Here is a 17,153-nt window from a genome sequence, read left to right as displayed (position 1 = left end):
AAATATGAGTTGCACACTCCTTGGCCTCAAAGAGTACGACAAAGCCCTCTCCGCCAGCGAGGAAGCACTCCGTCGCCATCAGGTATCCGACAAGAATGCCTTCTCAGGCAGTATCGCCAGCGCAATGGCCAATAGAAGTGCAGCCTTGGTCCGACTGGGGCGCGCACCTGAAGCACTAACCAGCTGCGAAGAGATTCTGACGCGTTACAAGCAGTCCATCGACAGCTTCAAGTGGCTGGTTCCATTTCCTGAAGCCATGGCCATCAAAGCTGCTGCCCTGGATGCACTCGCCCGGCATGACGAAGCCCAAACCACCTGCGACGCCATGGTGGCTGAGTTTGGCAAATCGGACGATGCTGAAGTTCTCGAGGAAGTCACCAAAGGGCTGCACGAAGCCGCCGACCGTGCCCGGGCGCGAAACGACGTGACTCGCCTCGCTCATTATGAAGAAATGCTGAAGAAGTTGCCGCAGCCCGACTAGCTCTGGCCGTCGCGGACCTTGGCACGCAGTTCCGCGTCGAGACAACGCAGGGCTTCATATGACACAGCACCCCCAAGCGCCTCGAAGGCCGGGGTCAGGCCGGCTGCCCCTTCGCGGCGAAGACGGGTGAGGGTCTCGCGCGCCCGGGACAAGACCTCGTCCGGCAGGCCGCAGACCGCATCCGCCGACAAACGGCCCCAGGCCACGTAGGCGAGCAGATGGCCGTGGATGCTCGAGGCCTTGAGATTTCGCCGCTCGGCCACCGCTTCAACAGACCCAAGCTCGCGGAAAAGCTCCAGACTCTTGGCCGCCGAATCCCCGGGTTCGCGCACGGGCGCGCTCCCGGACGCCTCGGGCGGCAGGGCCGGGCGCGGCGCATCCCGGCCGTGGGTGGCGTAATGCGCCTCCAACATCGCCAAAAGCACGTCGCCGTATTTATCGATCTTGGCCTGGCCCATGCCGCCGGCTTGGGCCAGACCGGCCGCGTCCAGGGGCTTGAGCAGCACCACGTCAAGCAAGGTGCGGTCGAGAAAAATGACATACGGCGCAACGCCGGCCGCCTTGGCCGTTTCCAAGCGCCAGGACCGAAGCCCTTCCCACAAGACCTCGTCAGCCGGCGTATCCAGATGGTCGTACACCCAGCTCTTTTTCGACCGGCCGCCAGCCTCGGCCCGTTCACCCCGACTGCCGCGCTTTTTGGAGCGTGGTTCGGGATCGGTCCGCAAACGCATGGTCAGCCCGCGCTTGCCCTTGAGGATTTCCCAGGCCAGCGGTGTGAGCACCAGCCCGCCATACCCCTCCTCGTCCGGAGCCAGCGCCCCCATGGCGGCCAGACGGCGGTAGACCGCCCGCCATTGCAGCCGGGTCAGCTCCCCGCCAATGCCAAACGTGCTCACCGTGTCATGCCCCAGGCGCACCACCCGGGTGCTGGGCTTGCCCAAAAGCACGTCGACCAGATGGCCGGCCCCGAAACGCTGGCCGGTGCGAAACACGCACGATAAGGCCTTCTGGGCCGCGACGCTGGCGTCTACCGGCTCGGTCGGGTCGGAGCAGATGTCGCAGTTGCCGCAGGGTTCGGGCATATCTTCGCCGAAATAGCCAAGAAGTGTTTGGCGACGGCAGGCGTCGGCCTCGCAGTAGCCGGCCAGGGCGTCGAGCTTGGACAACTCGATGCGCGTGCGCGTCCCCTCCCCGCCCTCCGGGGCAATGAGCCGGCGCAACGAGGCGAAATCCCCGGGACTATACAGCATAAGCGCCGTGGCCGGTTCTCCGTCGCGCCCGGCCCGGCCGGTCTCCTGGTGGTAGGCTTCCAGACTTTTGGGCGGGTCGAGATGGGCCACGAAGCGCACGTCGGGCTTGTCCACGCCCATGCCAAAGGCCACCGTCGCGGCCATGACCAGGCCTTCCTCGCGCATGAACCGGTCTTGCCTGCGGTCGCGCTCGGCCGGGGGCAGGCCGGCGTGGTAGGCCAGGGCCGGCACGCCGTGCGCGGTCAGCCAATCGGCCATGTCCTCGACCTTTTGGCGCGACAGGCGGTAGACGATGCCCGACTGGCCGGGCTGCTCCTCGCTTATAAATTGCAGGAGCCGCCGCCGGGGATGGTCCTTGGGCTCGACGATATAGCGGATGTTGGGCCGGTCGAAGCCGGTGGCAAAAATCCGGGCATGGCCGAGGTCCAGGCGGGCCAGGATGTCGGCCCGGGTGGGGCCGTCGGCCGTGGCGGTCAGGGCCAGACGCGGCACGCCGGGAAAATCCTGGGCGATGCCGGCCAGCTGCAGGTATTCCGGCCGGAAATCATGGCCCCACTGGGAGACGCAGTGGGCCTCGTCAATGGCGAAAAGAGCCAGGGGCAGACCGGCCAACAGCTGGGCAAAGCCCGGCGACATGAAGCGTTCCGGTGCGGTATAAAGAATATCGAGATCGCCCCGGCGCAGCTTGTCCATCACCTCCCGGGCCACGCCCGGAGGGAGGGCGGAATGGAGGCACTCGGCCGCGACGCCCAGAGCGGAAAGCGCCTGGACCTGATCGCGCATGAGGGCAATGAGCGGCGAAATGACGATGGCCGTGCCAGGTCGTAATATGGCCGGGATCTGGTAGCACAGCGACTTGCCGCCGCCGGTCGGCATAAGCACCAGCCCGTCGCCGCCGGCCAGCACATGGTCGATGACGGTTTCCTGGGGGCCTTTGAAGCGGTCGTGGCCAAAGACTCGTTTGAGAAGCGTGCGCGGCGTTGTCATATTGAGTGGTACGGCAGGTTGACCTGCCCCCGCATCGGGTAATCGCTTGGCCCGGGAAAGGCAATGGATGGGACCGGCTTATCTTGAATTCCTGCCGCCAAGGCCGTATCCTGGCCGCAGCCCGACTGACAGGCGACTTGCCAAGGGAGGCTCGCCCCATGGTGGCCACGGTCCATCTCCCGCTTTCCAGAGAACGCATCATCGCCGTATCGGCCCAGTGGCGACGGTTCATAGCCGGCATGGACATGGACGGGGTCGTGGTGCGCCCGGTCATCCTGAACTCCTGGCTGCGCTGCCGTCGGGCCGGGTTTCCCTGCGACACCCTGGCGCTATGCCCCATCGATCACGACGGCCTGGACCGGGCCGTGGCCGAAAACCGGGAATTGGTGGATACGGCCAAGCAGGTCATGGACCGTCTCGCCCACTCCATCCACCTCTCCAGCAGCGTGGTCACCCTGGTCGATACAACCGGACTGGTGCTCCATGTCTCGGCCACCAGCGAGGATCTCAAAAACGTGCCCTACGGCGTTCCGGGACGCCGCTGCGACGAGACAACGCTTGGCACCAACGGCATGGGCGTGTGCCTGATCGAACAACAACCCGTCCATGTGATCGCCTCGGAACACTACAGCGCCTCCCTGCATTACTTAAGCTGTTCCGCCGCGCCCATCCACGACAGCTCCGGCCGTTTTCTCGGGGCGCTCAATCTGGCCATCAGCACCGAGAATTTCCACCAGCATACCCTGGGGCTGGTCGAGGCCGCCGCCCACGCCATCGAAGAACATCTGCGCCTGCGCAGTCTGCTGCGCACCCAGCACATCATCCTGGAACTCCTCGACGACGGCGTCATCGTGCTTGGCGGCGACGGCGCCATCGCCAGCATCAACCGGCAGGCCAGCGCCATGCTGGGCCTTTCCGCCGACGTCACCGGCCGCAACATCCAGACCTTTATCCGGGCCAGCGAAGTGCTGCGGACCATCCTGGCCGACCGGCAGACCTTCCACGACCGGGAGGTTTCCTTCAGCCTGGATCGGGGCGAACTGTCCTGCTCCCTGTCCTGCGCCCCTTTTGCCGACGGCGGCGTCATCCTGACCCTGCGCGAGACGCGGCGCATGCGCAAATACGCCGCCCGGGTGGCCGGGGCCAAGGCGGTCTACACCTTCGAAAGCATCATGGGCGAATCCAAGCCGTTGCGGGAAGCCATCCGTCTGGCCCGGGTGGCCTCCCAGGGCGACGCCACCACCCTGCTTTTGGGGGAATCCGGCACGGGCAAGGAACTCTTTGCCCAGGCCATCCATAACGCCGGCAACCGCCGCAAAGGTCCCTTTGTGGTGGTCAATTGCGGGGCGCTGCCGCGAAATCTGGTGCAAAGCGAGCTGTTCGGCTATGTGGCCGGCGCCTTCTCCGGGGCGCTCAAGGAAGGCAGCCCGGGGAAATTCGAACTGGCCGACGGCGGCTCGATCTTTCTCGACGAGATCGGCGAGATGCCGCTGGAGGCCCAGGTGAGTCTCTTGCGCCTGCTCCAGGAAAGCGAGGTCACGCGCCTTGGCGGCAAGGAAGCCAAGCATATTGACGTACGCATCATCGCCGCCACCAACAAGGATCTGCCGACTGCGGTTCGCAACAACGCCTTTCGCAGCGACCTCTATTACCGCCTAAACGTGCTGACCATCCAGATTCCGCCTCTGCGCCACCGCGACGACGACGTGCCGCTGTTAACCCGCCTGTTTATAGACAAATTCAAGAAATCCCTGGGCAAACCCGACCTGGAGATTTCCCGCGAAGCCCTGGCCGCCCTGGCCGCCCACCACTGGCCGGGCAACGTGCGGGAACTGGAGAACTGCATCGAACGGCTGGTCAACGTGGCCTGCGACGGCCGCATCGACATCGCCGACCTGCCCCAGGACGTCATGGCCGACATGATCCGGGGCCAGCAGCAAAGGCCCGGCGAGGCGGCCATGTCGCTTAAGCGCATCCAAAAGGCGCTGATCGTCCAGACCCTGCGCGAGACCGGCGGCAACTTCCGGCGCACCTCGTCGCTGCTCCACATCTCGCGCACCACGCTCTACGCCAAGCTCAAGCAATACGGCATCGCAGCCGACACGTTCCGAGCCGGGTAAGTCCACAGGCCGCGCCAAACGGCTTGCCCCGGCGAGTGCGCCCTGCCCCGGACATCCACCCTCCGATGCCGAAGCGCATCCCCATCCCCGACAGTCTCATGCCCAGTCCTGGCAATGCCCCGCGCCGGTCGCCTGCCCTATGTTCACGACTGCCTGCAAAGCGGACATGTCAGCCTGACATGTCCATATTATGGACACTCCACCTGTCCCATCCCCCGGCCTGACCAGAAAGACAACATCCTATAATTACACCAGATTATACACTCACACCAGGTTTCGCCAGAGATGGTCCACCTTTTGCTCTCTGAAACGTGATCCTGTCACCACGACAGGCCCGCAACAAAAGAGAAACCAACCAGGCAAAAGGTCGCTGACTGTTTTATCGCCGCATCCATTCCGCAAGATGACAGCAGGCGAAAAGATTATTTCATATGTTTTTACTCAGGAAGCACAACGCCATTGACTGGCGATGCCCTCTCATAAAGCGAATAGCCGCCATACAAGCAACAACTGCGCCAAGCAACGAGACACGGATAACCTCTAACATTCTCGGAGGACGCAATGGCAGTTCAGGAACAGGTCTACGGCTTTTTCATCCCCAGCGTGACGTTTATCGGTATCGGCGCGTCCAAGCTGATTCCGGAGAAGATCAAGGCCCTGGGCGGCAGCAAACCGCTGCTCGTCACGGACAAGGGCGTGGTTGCCGCCGGCATTGTCAAACAGGTGACCGACCTGCTCGACGCCGCGGCCATGCCCTACGTGATCTATGACGAGACCGTGCCCAACCCCACGGATAAAAACGTCGACGACGGCGTGGCCATTTTCAAGAAGAACGGCTGCGACAGCCTCATCACCCTTGGCGGCGGGTCCTCCCACGACTGCGGCAAAGGCATCGCCCTGCTCATTGCCAACGGCGGCAAGATCCACGACTACGAAGGCGTCGACAAGTCCACCAAGCCGCTCATGCCCTATCTGGCCGTCAACACCACCGCCGGCACGGCCTCGGAAATGACCCGGTTCGCGGTCATCACCGACACCTCCCGCCACGTCAAAATGGCCATTGCCGATTGGCGCGTCACCCCGGGCATCGCCATCGACGATCCGGTCCTCATGGTCGGCATGCCCCCGGCCCTGACCGCCGCCACCGGCATGGACGCCCTGACCCACGCCGTGGAAGCCTTTGTCTCCACCATTGCCAATCCCATGACCGACGCCTGCGCCATTGAATCCATCAAGCTGGTGTTTAAATATCTGCGCAAGGCCGTGGCCAACGGCCAGGATCTGGAAGCCCGGGAAGGCATGTGCTTCGCCCAGTACCTCGGCGGCATGGCCTTTAACAACGCGAGCCTTGGCTACGTGCATTCCATGGCCCACCAGCTCGGCGGATTTTACAACCTGCCCCACGGTGAATGCAACGCCCTGCTTCTGCCCTATGTCGAGAAGTTCAACCTCATCGCCAAGGTGGAGAAGTTTGCGGCCATGGCCGAGATCATGGGCGAGAACATCACCGGCTTGGCCCCGCGCGACGCGGCCGAACTGGCGCTCAAGGCCATCCGCCAGCTGTCCGCCGATGTGGGTATCCCCGCCAATCTCGTGGACCTGGGCCGACGCTACAACAAGGAAGTCAAGGCCGCCGACATCCCGACCATGACCGCCAACGCCCAAAAAGACATCTGCCGCTTCACCAATCCGCGCTGCGCCACGGACAAGGATGTCGCCGACATCTACACCGCGGCCCTGTAGTTCGCCCGAACAGACACCGCTTCCCGGGAGACGCTCCGCTCCCGGGAAGCGAAACGGGCGGTCTAGGCCAGCTGCACGGGGCCTGGGACGCGCGCACCACCAATGAAGGGTCCGTCGCCCGCATCACCCGCAAACTGCCGTGGCGCCAACCGAGAGATGTCTCGTTGCGGCTTGCGGCGGACTCTTCCTTGATGGTGCGCCCCCTTGACCCCGACGTTTTCAGGCCGTCGCCCTTTTGGGGCCACCGGCCACAGCCGCAGCCAACCGACCGGCTCAGGCCAAAAGCGGCGCAACCACAGCCCCAAGGACCCGCACGGCATCATCCGGGGCCAGACGCACCATCACCCCGCGCTGGCCGCCATTTATAATGACATACGGCTCGGCCCCCGCCGCCGCCTCCATGGCGACGGGCACTTTCTTGCGTGCGCCAAAGGGGCTTATGCCGCCGACGTGGTAGCCGGTGACCTTCTCGGCCTCGGCCGGCGGCATCATGCCCGCCGTCTTGCCGCCAAAGGCCGCCGCCACCCGCTTCATGGAGAGTTCGCCGTCAGACGGGACCACGGTGCAGGCCGGTTTGCCGTCCACCAGCACCATCAGCGTCTTGAGCACCCGGGACGGCGCTTCGCCAATGGCCGCCGCCGCCTGCAACCCGATCCGCTCGGCCCCGGATTCGTAGGCATATTGGATGGTTTCAAAAGCGATCCCGGCCTTGGCCAAAAACTGGGTCGCGCGCGTCGTTTTGGACATGTGGTTCACCTCAAAAACGTGGTACCCGGCGGGCATAGCCAATTGCCCCACCCCGGGCAAGCACCGGCTAGCGCTGTAGCCGGGGGCATGGAAGAGGAAGAGGCCTCCGGCGGCCAAAGGGGTGACCCCTTTGGAAACCCACCTGGGGTTCGTCTGGTTTGACCGGGTATGCGGCCAAGTCGCCGGGCGGGAGTTGTGCAAGAACAGGCGGGAAGAGACCGGAACCGGGGCGAGCAGTCGTTTAAGCGTGAGGGGAGCGACCGTTGCTCCGGTCGCCGGCCCCGCTTCTTGACCCGCTGTCCACGCCAGGGCAGGATTGCAACCGTGCTGACGCGCCACCAGCAGCCGGCCGGCCAAGGTCCCATGCGCGAGGTTGCCCATGCCCCACCCCCTTTTCAGACGGTATATCGGCATTGATTATTCCGGAGCCGCCACGCCCGACAGCCGTCTGCCCGGGCTTCGGGTGTATTTGGCCAATGCTGCGTCCCTACCACAGGAAATCCGGCCCGAGCCTGACCATCCACAATGGCGCTGGACCCGGCGCGACTTGGCCGACTGGCTGGCCGATCGCCTGACGGAAAGCGTCCCGACCCTGGTCGGCATCGACCACGGCTTTTCCTTTCCCCGGGCCTGCTTTGACAAATACCACCTGCCGTCTGACTGGTCGCATTTCCTGGATGATTTCCAAAGCCACTGGCCGACCGACCAGCCCGAAATCCGTGTCGATGACGTGCGCCAGGGACGGACCGGCAATGGCGCGGCCCGCCAGGGCGATGCCCACTGGCGGCGCTGTACCGAGATGCGTACACGCGAGGCCAAGAGCCGGGGAGACGGCGGACAGCCCGGCATACCCGCCGGGAAGCGCACATCCGGGGCCAAGTCGGTCTTTCACTTCGACGTGCCAGGTTCTGTTGCCCACTCGACCCATGCCGGCCTGCCCTGGCTGCGACGTTTGCGACGCCAGGCCGGCGGGCGGGTCCATTGGTGGCCCTTTGACGGCTGGGCCGTTGCGGCAGGGAAAACAGTCGTGGCCGAAGTGTACCCGTCGCTCTGGAGCGGCCTCTGGCCCCGGGACGACCGGACCCAGGACCAGCAGGACGCCTTCTGTGCTGCGGCCTGGCTGCAACAGGCCGACCAGGACGGTAGACTCGCCAGCTTCTTCACGCCAAACCTGACGGACACCGAGCACGCCGACGCCGCGTTTGAGGGCTGGATTCTCGGCGTGGTCTGACGGATTGCCAAACCATGCCCCGCGATGCAGGCTGCCCCTGGCGTTTAATGAGAGAATCAGGCAAAAAACAAAGAGGATTGTGTCTACTGCCCCGGGCCGCATCCCGCTATCAGGGACGGTAAAGCCATTCGGGCAACAGTCGGGGCCAGCCGGACGCCAGCGTTTTGTCGCTTGGGCCACACGCCTGTCGGCTGGTTGGCAACGCCGGCATCCTGGCCAGCCGTGAAAGAGTCACGACTGCAAACGAACCGAAAGACCGTGCCGCCCCTCTCCGGGGGCCGTCTCTTAGCCGGCGGGAGCTGTGCCGCCCTGGCCGGAGACTCGGGGAATCAAGGACATGCAAAGGAGGAACCCAGGCCATGGACGTCCAGAAAAATGGTTCCCAGCCGTCCCGGAAAGGGCCGGAGGCGAGTTATTCCGGTCCGGTCCGCATTGATCCCCTGTTTCAGGCCCACGCCCCGGCCCGGGCCACCGGGGTCAGCGTCACGTTCGAGCCCGGCGCCCGCACGGTCTGGCACACCCATCCCCTGGGGCAAACCCTGGTCGTGACCGCCGGGTCCGGCCTTTCCCAGAGTTGGGGCGGTCCGCTGGAAACCCTGGCCCCCGGCGACGTGATCTGGTTTCCGCCGGGCGAGAAGCATTGGCACGGCGCTTCGCCCAGTACCGCCATGACCTACCTCGCCATCCAGGAGCAACTCGACGGGGTCGTCGTCAACTGGCTGGAAAAGGTCACGGATGCCCAATACCCGGCCGGGGCAGCGGCCAAGCCCCTGCCAATGGACAAATAACCGCTCCCGGTTGGCAGATGCCCGTAGTGTCCTGACCCCCACGGCGTGTTGCATCCAATGCCGCATGCCAACCGGGTTGCTGCCGACAGGGACGCCCGACGGCAGTGGCCTGCGCCTTAGCGGGCGCGATTTGGACCGTCTGCTTGTATGTTGCGTCCCTTTTGCCGAATAATCCAAAGCCAGGAATGGTGTTCATGCACCCCAACACATCTTTGCCCGCCGATCCGTCCCTTGACGTACAGAGCGTTAACGAAGCGCTGGCCGAGCGGATTGCCCGATGGACCGGCAGGAACAACCGGCTGCCCACGGCGATCCCAGGCCTGACGCTTAACGCCTGGGACGCGCCAACGGAACTGACGCACTATGTGCACGAGCCAAGCCTGTGCCTCATTGCCCAGGGAGCCAAGCGGGTGCTCCTTGGCAAAGAGACCTACACCTATGATCCGTCTCATTTCCTGATCAGCTCCGTCGACCTGCCGGTCGTGGCCCAGATCAGTGAGGCCAGTCGGGAAAAACCCTACCTGGGACTGGGCCTCAAGCTCGACCGGCCGACTATCGCCCGGATGATGGCTGACAGCAACGTGCCGCTCCCGCAGGCCCAGCCATCGGATCGCGCCCTGGCCACGGGCACTGTCACGGCGCCGCTTCTCAACGCCGTCCACCGCCTGATCGACCTGCTCGATACGCCCCAGGATATTGCGATTCTCGCCCCCCTGGTCCAGCGCGAGATTCTCTACCGCCTGCTGGTTGGGGACCAGGGCGCACGCCTGCGGCAGATCGCCGCGTCCGGCACCCAGAGCAATCAGATTGCCCAGGCCATCGACTGGTTGCGGGACAACTATACCCAGCCGCTGCGGGTGGACGCTCTCGCAACCTATGCCAAGATGAGCCCTTCCTCCTTTCATCGCCACTTTCGCGCCGTGACCAACAAAAGTCCCCTGCAGTTTCAAAAGCTTCTGCGGCTGCATGAAGCACGACGCTTGATGCTGACCGACAATCTCGATGCAGCCACAGCGGCTTTTCAGGTCGGCTACGAGAGCCACTCGCAATTCAACCGCGAGTACAGCCGCCTCTTTGGCGCGCCGCCCTTACGGGATATCAAAAAAATACGACAGGTTTCCACGGAAACACGCCAAAGCCAAGCTGCTCCGGCCCCGGCGGCGAACCAGGCCAGTGCGGTGTAAAGCCCGGCGGCAATGCCCGGGCGGCTTCGGACTGATGCCGCCTCTTGACGGGCATGTTCTCCCTCCCTGTTTTCGCCCCGGTCTCCCGGCGGTCTGGTGCTGGCCGACTTCCGGCCGGACAGGCGGGCCTCTCCCCGACCGGCCGGCCGTTTCGGTTGCCGGCAGGGCTGCCCAACCAGGCGGCGGGCGGGATAAAGGCGATCTCTTTCCCGCACTCGTGCCAGGATCAGGCAATATTTGGGTAGGAATGGACGTTCCTCCCTCCCCTGCCTTCACGTATCACACCCATGGTCCTGCGGCCAAACCGGCTGCAGACGGACAGGCCGCACGTTATTTCGTGACGACAAGGAGATCTTTCATGCTCTACAGAAAAATGCCCAAAACAGGTGATGCACTCTCCATACTTGGCTTCGGCTGCATGCGCCTGCCCATGGTGGACGGGGCCATCGACGAACCACGCGCCATTGCCCAGATCCGAAGCAGCATTGACGCCGGGGTCAATTACATGGACACGGCCTGGCCCTACGTCAACGGCCAAAGCGAACCCCTGCTCGGCAAGGCCCTGCAAGACGGCTACCGGGAGCGGGTCAAGGTCGCCACCAAACTGCCCACCTGGCTCCAAAACAGCCGCGCGGACATGGACCGCTACCTTGATGCCCAGCTCAAACGCCTGGGAACCGACCACATCGACTACTATCTGGTCCATGCCCTTGACGGGCCGTCGTGGGACCGGGTCGCGGCCCTGGGCCTTCGGGAGTTTCTCGATCAGGCCAAAGCCGACGGCCGCATCGTCAACGCCGGCTTCTCCTTCCACGGGTTGGCCGAGGAATTTACCCGCATTGTCGACGCCTACCCCTGGGACTTTTGCCAGATCCAGTACAATTATCTGGATCAGCAGTTCCAGGCCGGAACCGACGGCCTCAAATACGCGGCGTCCAAGGGCCTGGGGGTCATCATCATGGAACCGCTTCGCGGCGGCAACCTGGGCCTTCCCACCGCGCCCCCGGCCGTGGCCGACATCTGGAACGAGGCCAAGACCAAACGCACGCCCGTGGCCTGGGCCTTGCGCTGGGTCTGGAACCATCCGGAAGTCATCGTCGTCTTATCGGGCATGAACGAGGAAGCCCACATCGAGCAGAATCTGGCCATCGCAGCCGAGGCCGAAGCCGGCTCCCTCACGGCCGAGGAATTGGAGCTGGTGGACCGGGCCGGGCGCACCTACAAGGAGCTGATGCAGGTGGGCTGCACGGGTTGCGGCTATTGCATGCCCTGCCCCATGAGCGTTCAGATTCCCAAGAGCTTTGATTTCTACAACAAGATGCACATGTTTGGAAACGTCGAGGAAGCGAAATTCATGTATGCCGCCTTCGGAAGCGGCATCACGGGCAGCGACGAACCCGGCTTCGCCTCCCAGTGCGTGGCCTGTGGCGAGTGTCTGGAAAAATGCCCACAGCATATCGCCATTCCGGACATGCTGGAAAAAGTCGCAGCCGAAATGGAAGGACCGGACTTCCAGGACCGGGTGGCCGGGATCAGAGAGCACTTCAAGAAGGGCCTTCAGTAGGGGCATGCCGGCCCTGGACGACCGGCCGGCCGGCCGGTCGTCCAGGGAAGCGGCAGACACCGGCAGCCTGTGCGGCCGGGCCAGCTCCAGGCTGGGGAGTTGTCTCTCTTTGAGGCAACCTGTACCGTTCCTGCCGCGCCCAAAAGGACAAAACGCCGCAACCCGCCCGACTCGGACCGGCCCGGCCCGGTCACCCGGTGCGACACATGCTCGGCCCAACCATTGTCCCCTCGTCGCCGCCCAGGCGGCAGCAACCCAACACCCGGCGCTTCGGCGCATGAAGCCATGAACATACTCTATTACGACTGTTTTGCCGGCATAAGCGGCGACATGCATCTGGCGGCCATGATCGATCTGGGGGTCGAACCCGGGTACTTGCAGACCGAACTGTCCAAGCTCGGCCTGGATCATGAATTCGCGCTGCAGGTGACCGCTGATTCGCGCCACGGCATCCACGGCACCCGGGTGGACGTGATCCTCAAAAACGACCCGGCCCACCACCATGCCCATAGCCAGCCCCATGTGCATGGCCACGGGCACGACCATGCCCACGTGGACTCCCGGCACGGCCACAGCCATGACCCTGCCGACGACGATCACGGGCACGGCCACCACGAGGCCGGCCCGGGAGAACACAGCCACGGGCCCAACCGAAACCTCGCCGCCATCGAAGCGATCATCCGGGGCAGCACCTTGTCCGAGGCGGTCAAGCAGACCAGCCTGGACATCTTTCGACGGGTGGCCGAGGCGGAAGCCCGGGTCCACGGCAAGACCATCGACGAAATCCATTTCCACGAAGTCGGAGCCACCGACTCCATTGTGGACATTGTGGGCGCGGCCATCTGCTTCCACCGGCTGGGCGTGGACGCGGCGTGGGCCTCCCCGGTGGAGTTGGGGGGCGGCTTTGTCCGTTGCGCCCACGGCCTTATCCCGGTCCCGGCCCCGGCCACGGTGGAAATCCTGCACGGCATCCCGACCACGCGCGGCGCGGTCGCCCAGGAAACCACCACCCCAACGGGCGCGGCCATCCTGGCCACCCTGGTCGACGAATTCACCGACACGCCGGCCCTGGCGACGGAAAAGACCGGCTACGGCATCGGCCACCGGGACTCGGCCATTCCCAATGTCCTGCGGGTGCATTTGGCCCGGCCGGCCTCTTCCCCGACCACCGGTTCGACTGCGCCGGCCCGCCTGCTCCAGTGCAACATCGACGACATGACTGCCGAGATGCTTGGCGTGGCCATGGACGTCCTCATGGAGAGCGGAGCCATGGACGTGCATTTCATCCCGATCCTGATGAAAAAAAACCGCCCGGCCACCTGTTTGTCGCTGTTGTGTTCCGTTGCCGATGAGGAGCGTTTCAAGGAACTGCTTTTCCGCCACACCACCACGCTTGGCGTCAAAAGCTTTCCCCTGGACAAGACCGTGCTGGCCATCGCCTTTGAGCGCCTGGACACCCCGCTTGGGACCGTGACCATGAAACACGCCATGAAAGACGGCCAGGTGCTGCGCTCCAAGCCGGAGCTGGAAGATTGCCGCGAGCTGGCCAGACGTCACGACCTGCCTCTGACCGAAGTCTACGCCCGCATCGCCAAAAGCGGGAAATAGCGGAGCACACCATGTCGTTAGTCCTGACCACCGATCAAAAATACCAGGCCCTACTCGAGGCGCTGCGCGAGATGGGCTCAGCCGTGATCGCGTTCTCTGGCGGGCTGGACAGCACCCTTTTGCTCCATGCCGCCCGGCAGGCCCTGGCCGACAAGGTCCTGGCCGTCACCGTGGTCGCCGCCTATACGCCCGAACACGAGCGTGAAGAGGCCAAGACCACGGCCCAAACCATGCAGGCCCGCCACCTGCTGCTGAACGTCCCTTTTCCCGAGGCCATACGCAACAATCCGCCGGAGCGTTGCTACCTGTGCAAGCTCAGCCTCTTTACGCGCCTTACGGCCGTGGCCAGGGCCGAGGGCATCCCCTACGTCCTGGACGGCACCAATCTGGACGATCTGGACGACTACCGTCCGGGCCGCAAGGCCCTGGGCGAACTGGGCATCCTAAGCCCCCTGCTGGCCGCGGGCCTGACCAAACAGGACATCCGGGACCTGTCCCGGGTCCAGGGTCTGGCCTGGGACAAGCCGGCCGGGGCCTGCCTGCTCTCGCGCCTGCCCCACGGCACACGCATCGAAGAGGCCGAACTGCGGCGCATCGATCAGGCCGAAGGTTTTCTACGGGAGTTGGGGTTCACGGCCGTACGGCTTCGCAGCCACGGCGACCTCGCCCGCATCGAAGTGCCCCGCGACCAGGTGGCCGTAGTGATCGAAGCCGACCGGCAGCACGGCATACAGGCCCGATTGACAGCGCTCGGCTACCGCTACGTGGCCGTGGATCTGGCCGGCTACCGCATGGGCAGCTTGAACGAACCCGCCTCGTAGGCGTAAAGCAAGAGAAGAGCATGGATACGCAAGAGACGTTAAAGCAACTGCTGACCGCCGTGAAAGACGGCAGCCTGGATGTGGAACAGGGGATGGAGCAGTTGCGCGATTTTCCCTGCCTGGACCTGGGGCACAGCCGGATCGACCTGCACCGGAGCCTCCGAAACGGCTTCCCCGAAGTGATCTACGGCGAGGGCAAGACCCCGCAGCAGGTGGGCGAAATCTTCCTGCGCATGCGTGAACACGCAAACGTCCTGGCCACCCGCGTTTCGCCGGAGATGGCCGAACATGTGCAATCCGTCTGTCCCCAGGCCGACTACGATCCATTGGCCCGCACCCTGACCCTCGTTCAGGGCGAGATCACGTTTCGGGAAGGGGAAATCGCCATCGTTACCGCCGGCACCTCCGATCTGCCCGTGGCCGAGGAGGCCCGGGTGACCTGCCGGATGCTCGGCAGCCGGGCCTTTGTCATTTCTGATGTGGGCGTGGCCGGCATCCACCGGCTGCTGGACCGGCTCGATACGATTCGCCAGGCCCGGGTGATCATCGTGGTGGCCGGCATGGAAGGCGCGTTGGCCAGCGTCGTCGGCGGACTGGTGTCCCAGCCCATTGTGGCGGTGCCCACTTCGGTTGGCTACGGCGCATCCCTGTCCGGGCTTTCGGCCCTGCTGGGCATGCTCACGTCCTGCGCCAGCGGGGTGACCGTGGTCAACATCGACAACGGCTTTGGCGCGGCCTGCGCCGCCTGCAAGATCAACAACCTCTTCCCGGCCTGACGCCGGGACGGCCACAAGAAAAGGGCCAGGGGGCACGCCGGCCCTGGCCCTTTTCCTTTTGGCCGGCCGCGCTGCCCCGGCCAAAGCGCGGCAACACGCCGGCCGGTCCCAGCCCGTCCCCGCGCCCTGCGGGACGCCCCGAGCCCTAGGACTCGAAATCCACGACGCGACGCTCGGCCACCACCTTCTTGACGAATTCGACCACTTCCAGATGCAAGGGATCGACGGCGTAGGCGTTCAAGTCTTCCTTGGTCTTAAACGTGGTGTAGAGCACAAGGTCCGTGGCCGGCACGGCCGCGAAAATCTCCTGCCCCTCGGCCACCCGCATGTCCAACACGAGGGGCAGCTTGGCCGGCAGCGCCAGGAGCCGGGCCTTCATTTCTGCGGCATTGGCGGCTTTGTCCCGGCCTTCGGCCGTGTCCTTGAGGGTCCACATAACAATATGCGTGATCATGCCTGTCTCCTGGATCGGTTTTTTTCCACCCTACCGGGAAAACGCCCGGGAATCCAGGGCCGTTTCCCTAGGCCGCCCTCCACGGCGGCCAGCAAACACATCAGTGGCGGCCGAACCCAGAAGCGCTTTGCCGGGGGCTGCGGCCAACGTGCCTGACAGCGCCCTCAGGCTTTCGATGCCCTCTAGCCCGCGCAGCACGAAGAGGGTGCCCCTTGCCCCCAGCCGCCTTGCGCGCAAAAATGGTCCCAGCCCTCTTGACAGCGACCCGGGGCGGTCCTAAAAACCAACAGCCATTGAGGAGATCATCAGACGATGCCTTCCCGCTTAAGTCCCGTGCGCTCGCGGAAACTCTGCGACCTCGTCATCCAGCAGATCCAGGAAAAAATCTCCCTGGGGGTCTTTGCGCCGGGGACCAAGATTCCCACCGAACCGACCCTCATGACCCAGCTTGGCGTCGGCCGTTCCACCGTGCGCGAGGCCATCCGCGTGCTGGTCAGCGCCGGGTTGCTTGAAGTGCGCCAGGGCGACGGCACCTACGTGCTGCGCGGCTCCTCGGGCAAGGAGCCCCTGGAATACCGCCTGCGCCGGGCAACCGCCCGGGAAATTCGCGAAGTGCGCCGCATTATCGAAGTGGAGACGGCCAGACTGGCCGCCGCCAACCGCACCGAGACCGACCTCGACACCATGCGCGACTGCCTGGTCCGCAAGAAAGCCGCCGTGGCCGCCAGCGACACCCATGGCTATGTGGCGGCCGACATCGCCTTTCATTCCGCCGTGGCCGCAGCCAGCGGCAACAGCCTGCTGGCTGATCTTTACCGCAGCTTCTGCATGGTTTTCCAGGATTTTCTCGATCACCTGATCGCCGACGTCGGCGTCAACCGCTACCAGGACCATATCCACAACGGTCTGCTCGACGCCATCACCAATCAGGATGCAGACGCCGCCGCCCGCTTCGCCATGGACGGCATCGACCACTTCACCAGCGATATCACGGCCCTGGAGAAATAAGTGGCAACACTGTTTTTCATGGCTGACAATCATCAGATGATATGCTGGAATGCGATGCGGGTAGAAGAACCTCCGGCGGCCAAAGGGGTAGACCCCTTTGGAAACCCACCTGGGGTTTGTTTGTTTGGCCTTGGCGCGTTGCCCGGTCACTGCACGAACATTGCGCCGGAAAAGACGGGAAAAGGCTGGAGCCAGGAAGAGACCTCGTGAAAATACGCAAGGAATTTCTGACGCCTACCGCCATTCCGGTCAACCGAGGCCCGCAGCGGCCTCAAAACGCTGTTTTTTGCTTTGTTCATAATCGTCAGATGATATGACTTTAGCCGATCTTCGGCCGCCCATGCCATTCCCGAACCGGCGTTGTCGCCTGTTCATACATAACGGAGTTCCC

Annotated in this window: 15 protein-coding genes; 12 read left to right on the top strand and 3 right to left on the bottom strand. The window is 64.2% G+C overall.

Features of this window, described 5'->3' with window-relative positions:
- Positions 1–481, top strand: a 481-nt coding sequence (locus NY78_RS25320; protein WP_197084272.1) for a hypothetical protein, incomplete at its 5' end; no start/stop codon positions are given.
- Here the strand turns inward: NY78_RS25320 and recQ are convergent.
- The gene (gene recQ / locus NY78_RS18720; protein ID WP_043639476.1) at positions 478–2,718 is read right to left on the bottom strand and encodes a DNA helicase RecQ; all 2,241 of its coding nucleotides are present in this window, start codon (positions 2,716–2,718) and stop codon (positions 478–480) included. The two genes, NY78_RS25320 and recQ, sit on opposite strands and share 4 nt — an antisense overlap.
- A 158-nt stretch (positions 2,719–2,876) precedes the next feature.
- Between recQ and NY78_RS18715 the strand changes: the two genes are divergently transcribed.
- Complete coding sequence (locus NY78_RS18715) at positions 2,877–4,838, top strand: sigma-54-dependent Fis family transcriptional regulator (protein ID WP_043639473.1); 1,962 nt, start codon at positions 2,877–2,879, stop codon at positions 4,836–4,838.
- A 561-nt stretch (positions 4,839–5,399) separates the two neighbouring features.
- Positions 5,400–6,581 (top strand): iron-containing alcohol dehydrogenase, encoded by a 1,182-nt coding sequence (locus NY78_RS18710; protein WP_043639471.1) that lies wholly within the window; start codon positions 5,400–5,402, stop codon positions 6,579–6,581.
- Positions 6,582–6,854: 273 nt separating this feature from the next.
- Here the strand turns inward: NY78_RS18710 and ybaK are convergent, their stop codons facing one another.
- Positions 6,855–7,328: a Cys-tRNA(Pro) deacylase gene (gene ybaK, locus NY78_RS18705; protein WP_043639495.1), complete on the bottom strand. Its 474-nt coding sequence runs from the start codon at positions 7,326–7,328 to the stop codon at positions 6,855–6,857.
- Between the two features lie 379 nt (positions 7,329–7,707).
- Here ybaK and NY78_RS18700 point away from each other — a divergent pair, with 379 nt between their 5' ends.
- From NY78_RS18700 to larB, 7 genes are all read left to right on the top strand, one after another.
- Positions 7,708–8,559 carry a hypothetical protein gene (locus NY78_RS18700; RefSeq protein ID WP_043639468.1) on the top strand — a complete coding sequence of 284 codons (852 nt, stop codon included), beginning with the start codon at positions 7,708–7,710 and terminating at the stop codon, positions 8,557–8,559.
- A gap of 359 nt (positions 8,560–8,918) precedes the next feature.
- Complete coding sequence (locus NY78_RS18695; RefSeq protein ID WP_043639465.1) at positions 8,919–9,347, top strand: (R)-mandelonitrile lyase; 429 nt, start codon at positions 8,919–8,921, stop codon at positions 9,345–9,347.
- Positions 9,348–9,541: 194 nt separating this feature from the next.
- A complete protein-coding gene (locus NY78_RS18690; RefSeq protein WP_047960283.1) occupies positions 9,542–10,531 on the top strand; it encodes an AraC family transcriptional regulator in 990 nt (329 codons plus the stop codon).
- 358 nt (positions 10,532–10,889) lie between these two features.
- Positions 10,890–12,095, top strand: coding sequence for an aldo/keto reductase (locus NY78_RS18685; RefSeq protein ID WP_043639463.1), 1,206 nt, complete (start codon positions 10,890–10,892; stop codon positions 12,093–12,095).
- Positions 12,096–12,380: 285 nt separating this feature from the next.
- Positions 12,381–13,703 carry a nickel pincer cofactor biosynthesis protein LarC gene (larC, locus tag NY78_RS18680; protein WP_043639460.1) on the top strand — a complete coding sequence of 441 codons (1,323 nt, stop codon included), beginning with the start codon at positions 12,381–12,383 and terminating at the stop codon, positions 13,701–13,703.
- Between the two features lie 11 nt (positions 13,704–13,714).
- Positions 13,715–14,524, top strand: coding sequence for an ATP-dependent sacrificial sulfur transferase LarE (gene larE / locus NY78_RS18675; RefSeq protein WP_043639457.1), 810 nt, complete (start codon positions 13,715–13,717; stop codon positions 14,522–14,524).
- A 20-nt stretch (positions 14,525–14,544) separates the two neighbouring features.
- Complete coding sequence (gene larB / locus NY78_RS18670) at positions 14,545–15,300, top strand: nickel pincer cofactor biosynthesis protein LarB (protein WP_043639454.1); 756 nt, start codon at positions 14,545–14,547, stop codon at positions 15,298–15,300.
- 145 nt (positions 15,301–15,445) lie between these two features.
- Here the strand turns inward: larB and NY78_RS18665 are convergent, their stop codons facing one another.
- The gene (locus NY78_RS18665) at positions 15,446–15,754 is read right to left on the bottom strand and encodes a Dabb family protein (RefSeq protein ID WP_043639451.1); all 309 of its coding nucleotides are present in this window, start codon (positions 15,752–15,754) and stop codon (positions 15,446–15,448) included.
- Positions 15,755–16,066: 312 nt separating this feature from the next.
- On the opposite strand from NY78_RS18665, the gene NY78_RS18660 reads away from it, so the two are divergent.
- Together NY78_RS18660 and NY78_RS24875 are read left to right on the top strand one after the other, a co-directional pair.
- The gene (locus NY78_RS18660; protein ID WP_043639448.1) at positions 16,067–16,762 is read left to right on the top strand and encodes a FadR/GntR family transcriptional regulator; all 696 of its coding nucleotides are present in this window, start codon (positions 16,067–16,069) and stop codon (positions 16,760–16,762) included.
- A complete protein-coding gene (locus NY78_RS24875; protein ID WP_156180990.1) occupies positions 16,763–16,972 on the top strand; it encodes a hypothetical protein in 210 nt (69 codons plus the stop codon).
- The last annotated feature ends 181 nt before the right edge of the window (positions 16,973–17,153 follow it).

Source organism: Desulfovibrio sp. TomC (assembly GCF_000801335.2).
Lineage (GTDB): Bacteria > Desulfobacterota > Desulfovibrionia > Desulfovibrionales > Desulfovibrionaceae > Solidesulfovibrio.
The sequence above is the reverse complement of the archived record's forward strand: the minus strand, read 5'-3'. Positions and strand labels throughout refer to the sequence as shown.

Coding starts and splice junctions, on each gene's coding strand:
- NY78_RS18665 (WP_043639451.1), bottom strand. CDS start 15,754: ATGATCACGCATATTGTTATGTGGACCCTCAAGGACACGGCCGAAGGC.
- larC (WP_043639460.1), top strand. CDS start 12,381: ATGAACATACTCTATTACGACTGTTTTGCCGGCATAAGCGGCGACATG.
- ybaK (WP_043639495.1), bottom strand. CDS start 7,328: ATGTCCAAAACGACGCGCGCGACCCAGTTTTTGGCCAAGGCCGGGATC.
- recQ (WP_043639476.1), bottom strand. CDS start 2,718: ATGACAACGCCGCGCACGCTTCTCAAACGAGTCTTTGGCCACGACCGC.
- NY78_RS18695 (WP_043639465.1), top strand. CDS start 8,919: ATGGACGTCCAGAAAAATGGTTCCCAGCCGTCCCGGAAAGGGCCGGAG.
- NY78_RS18685 (WP_043639463.1), top strand. CDS start 10,890: ATGCTCTACAGAAAAATGCCCAAAACAGGTGATGCACTCTCCATACTT.
- larE (WP_043639457.1), top strand. CDS start 13,715: ATGTCGTTAGTCCTGACCACCGATCAAAAATACCAGGCCCTACTCGAG.
- NY78_RS18690 (WP_047960283.1), top strand. CDS start 9,542: ATGCACCCCAACACATCTTTGCCCGCCGATCCGTCCCTTGACGTACAG.
- larB (WP_043639454.1), top strand. CDS start 14,545: ATGGATACGCAAGAGACGTTAAAGCAACTGCTGACCGCCGTGAAAGAC.
- NY78_RS18715 (WP_043639473.1), top strand. CDS start 2,877: ATGGTGGCCACGGTCCATCTCCCGCTTTCCAGAGAACGCATCATCGCC.
- NY78_RS18710 (WP_043639471.1), top strand. CDS start 5,400: ATGGCAGTTCAGGAACAGGTCTACGGCTTTTTCATCCCCAGCGTGACG.
- NY78_RS18700 (WP_043639468.1), top strand. CDS start 7,708: ATGCCCCACCCCCTTTTCAGACGGTATATCGGCATTGATTATTCCGGA.
- NY78_RS18660 (WP_043639448.1), top strand. CDS start 16,067: ATGCCTTCCCGCTTAAGTCCCGTGCGCTCGCGGAAACTCTGCGACCTC.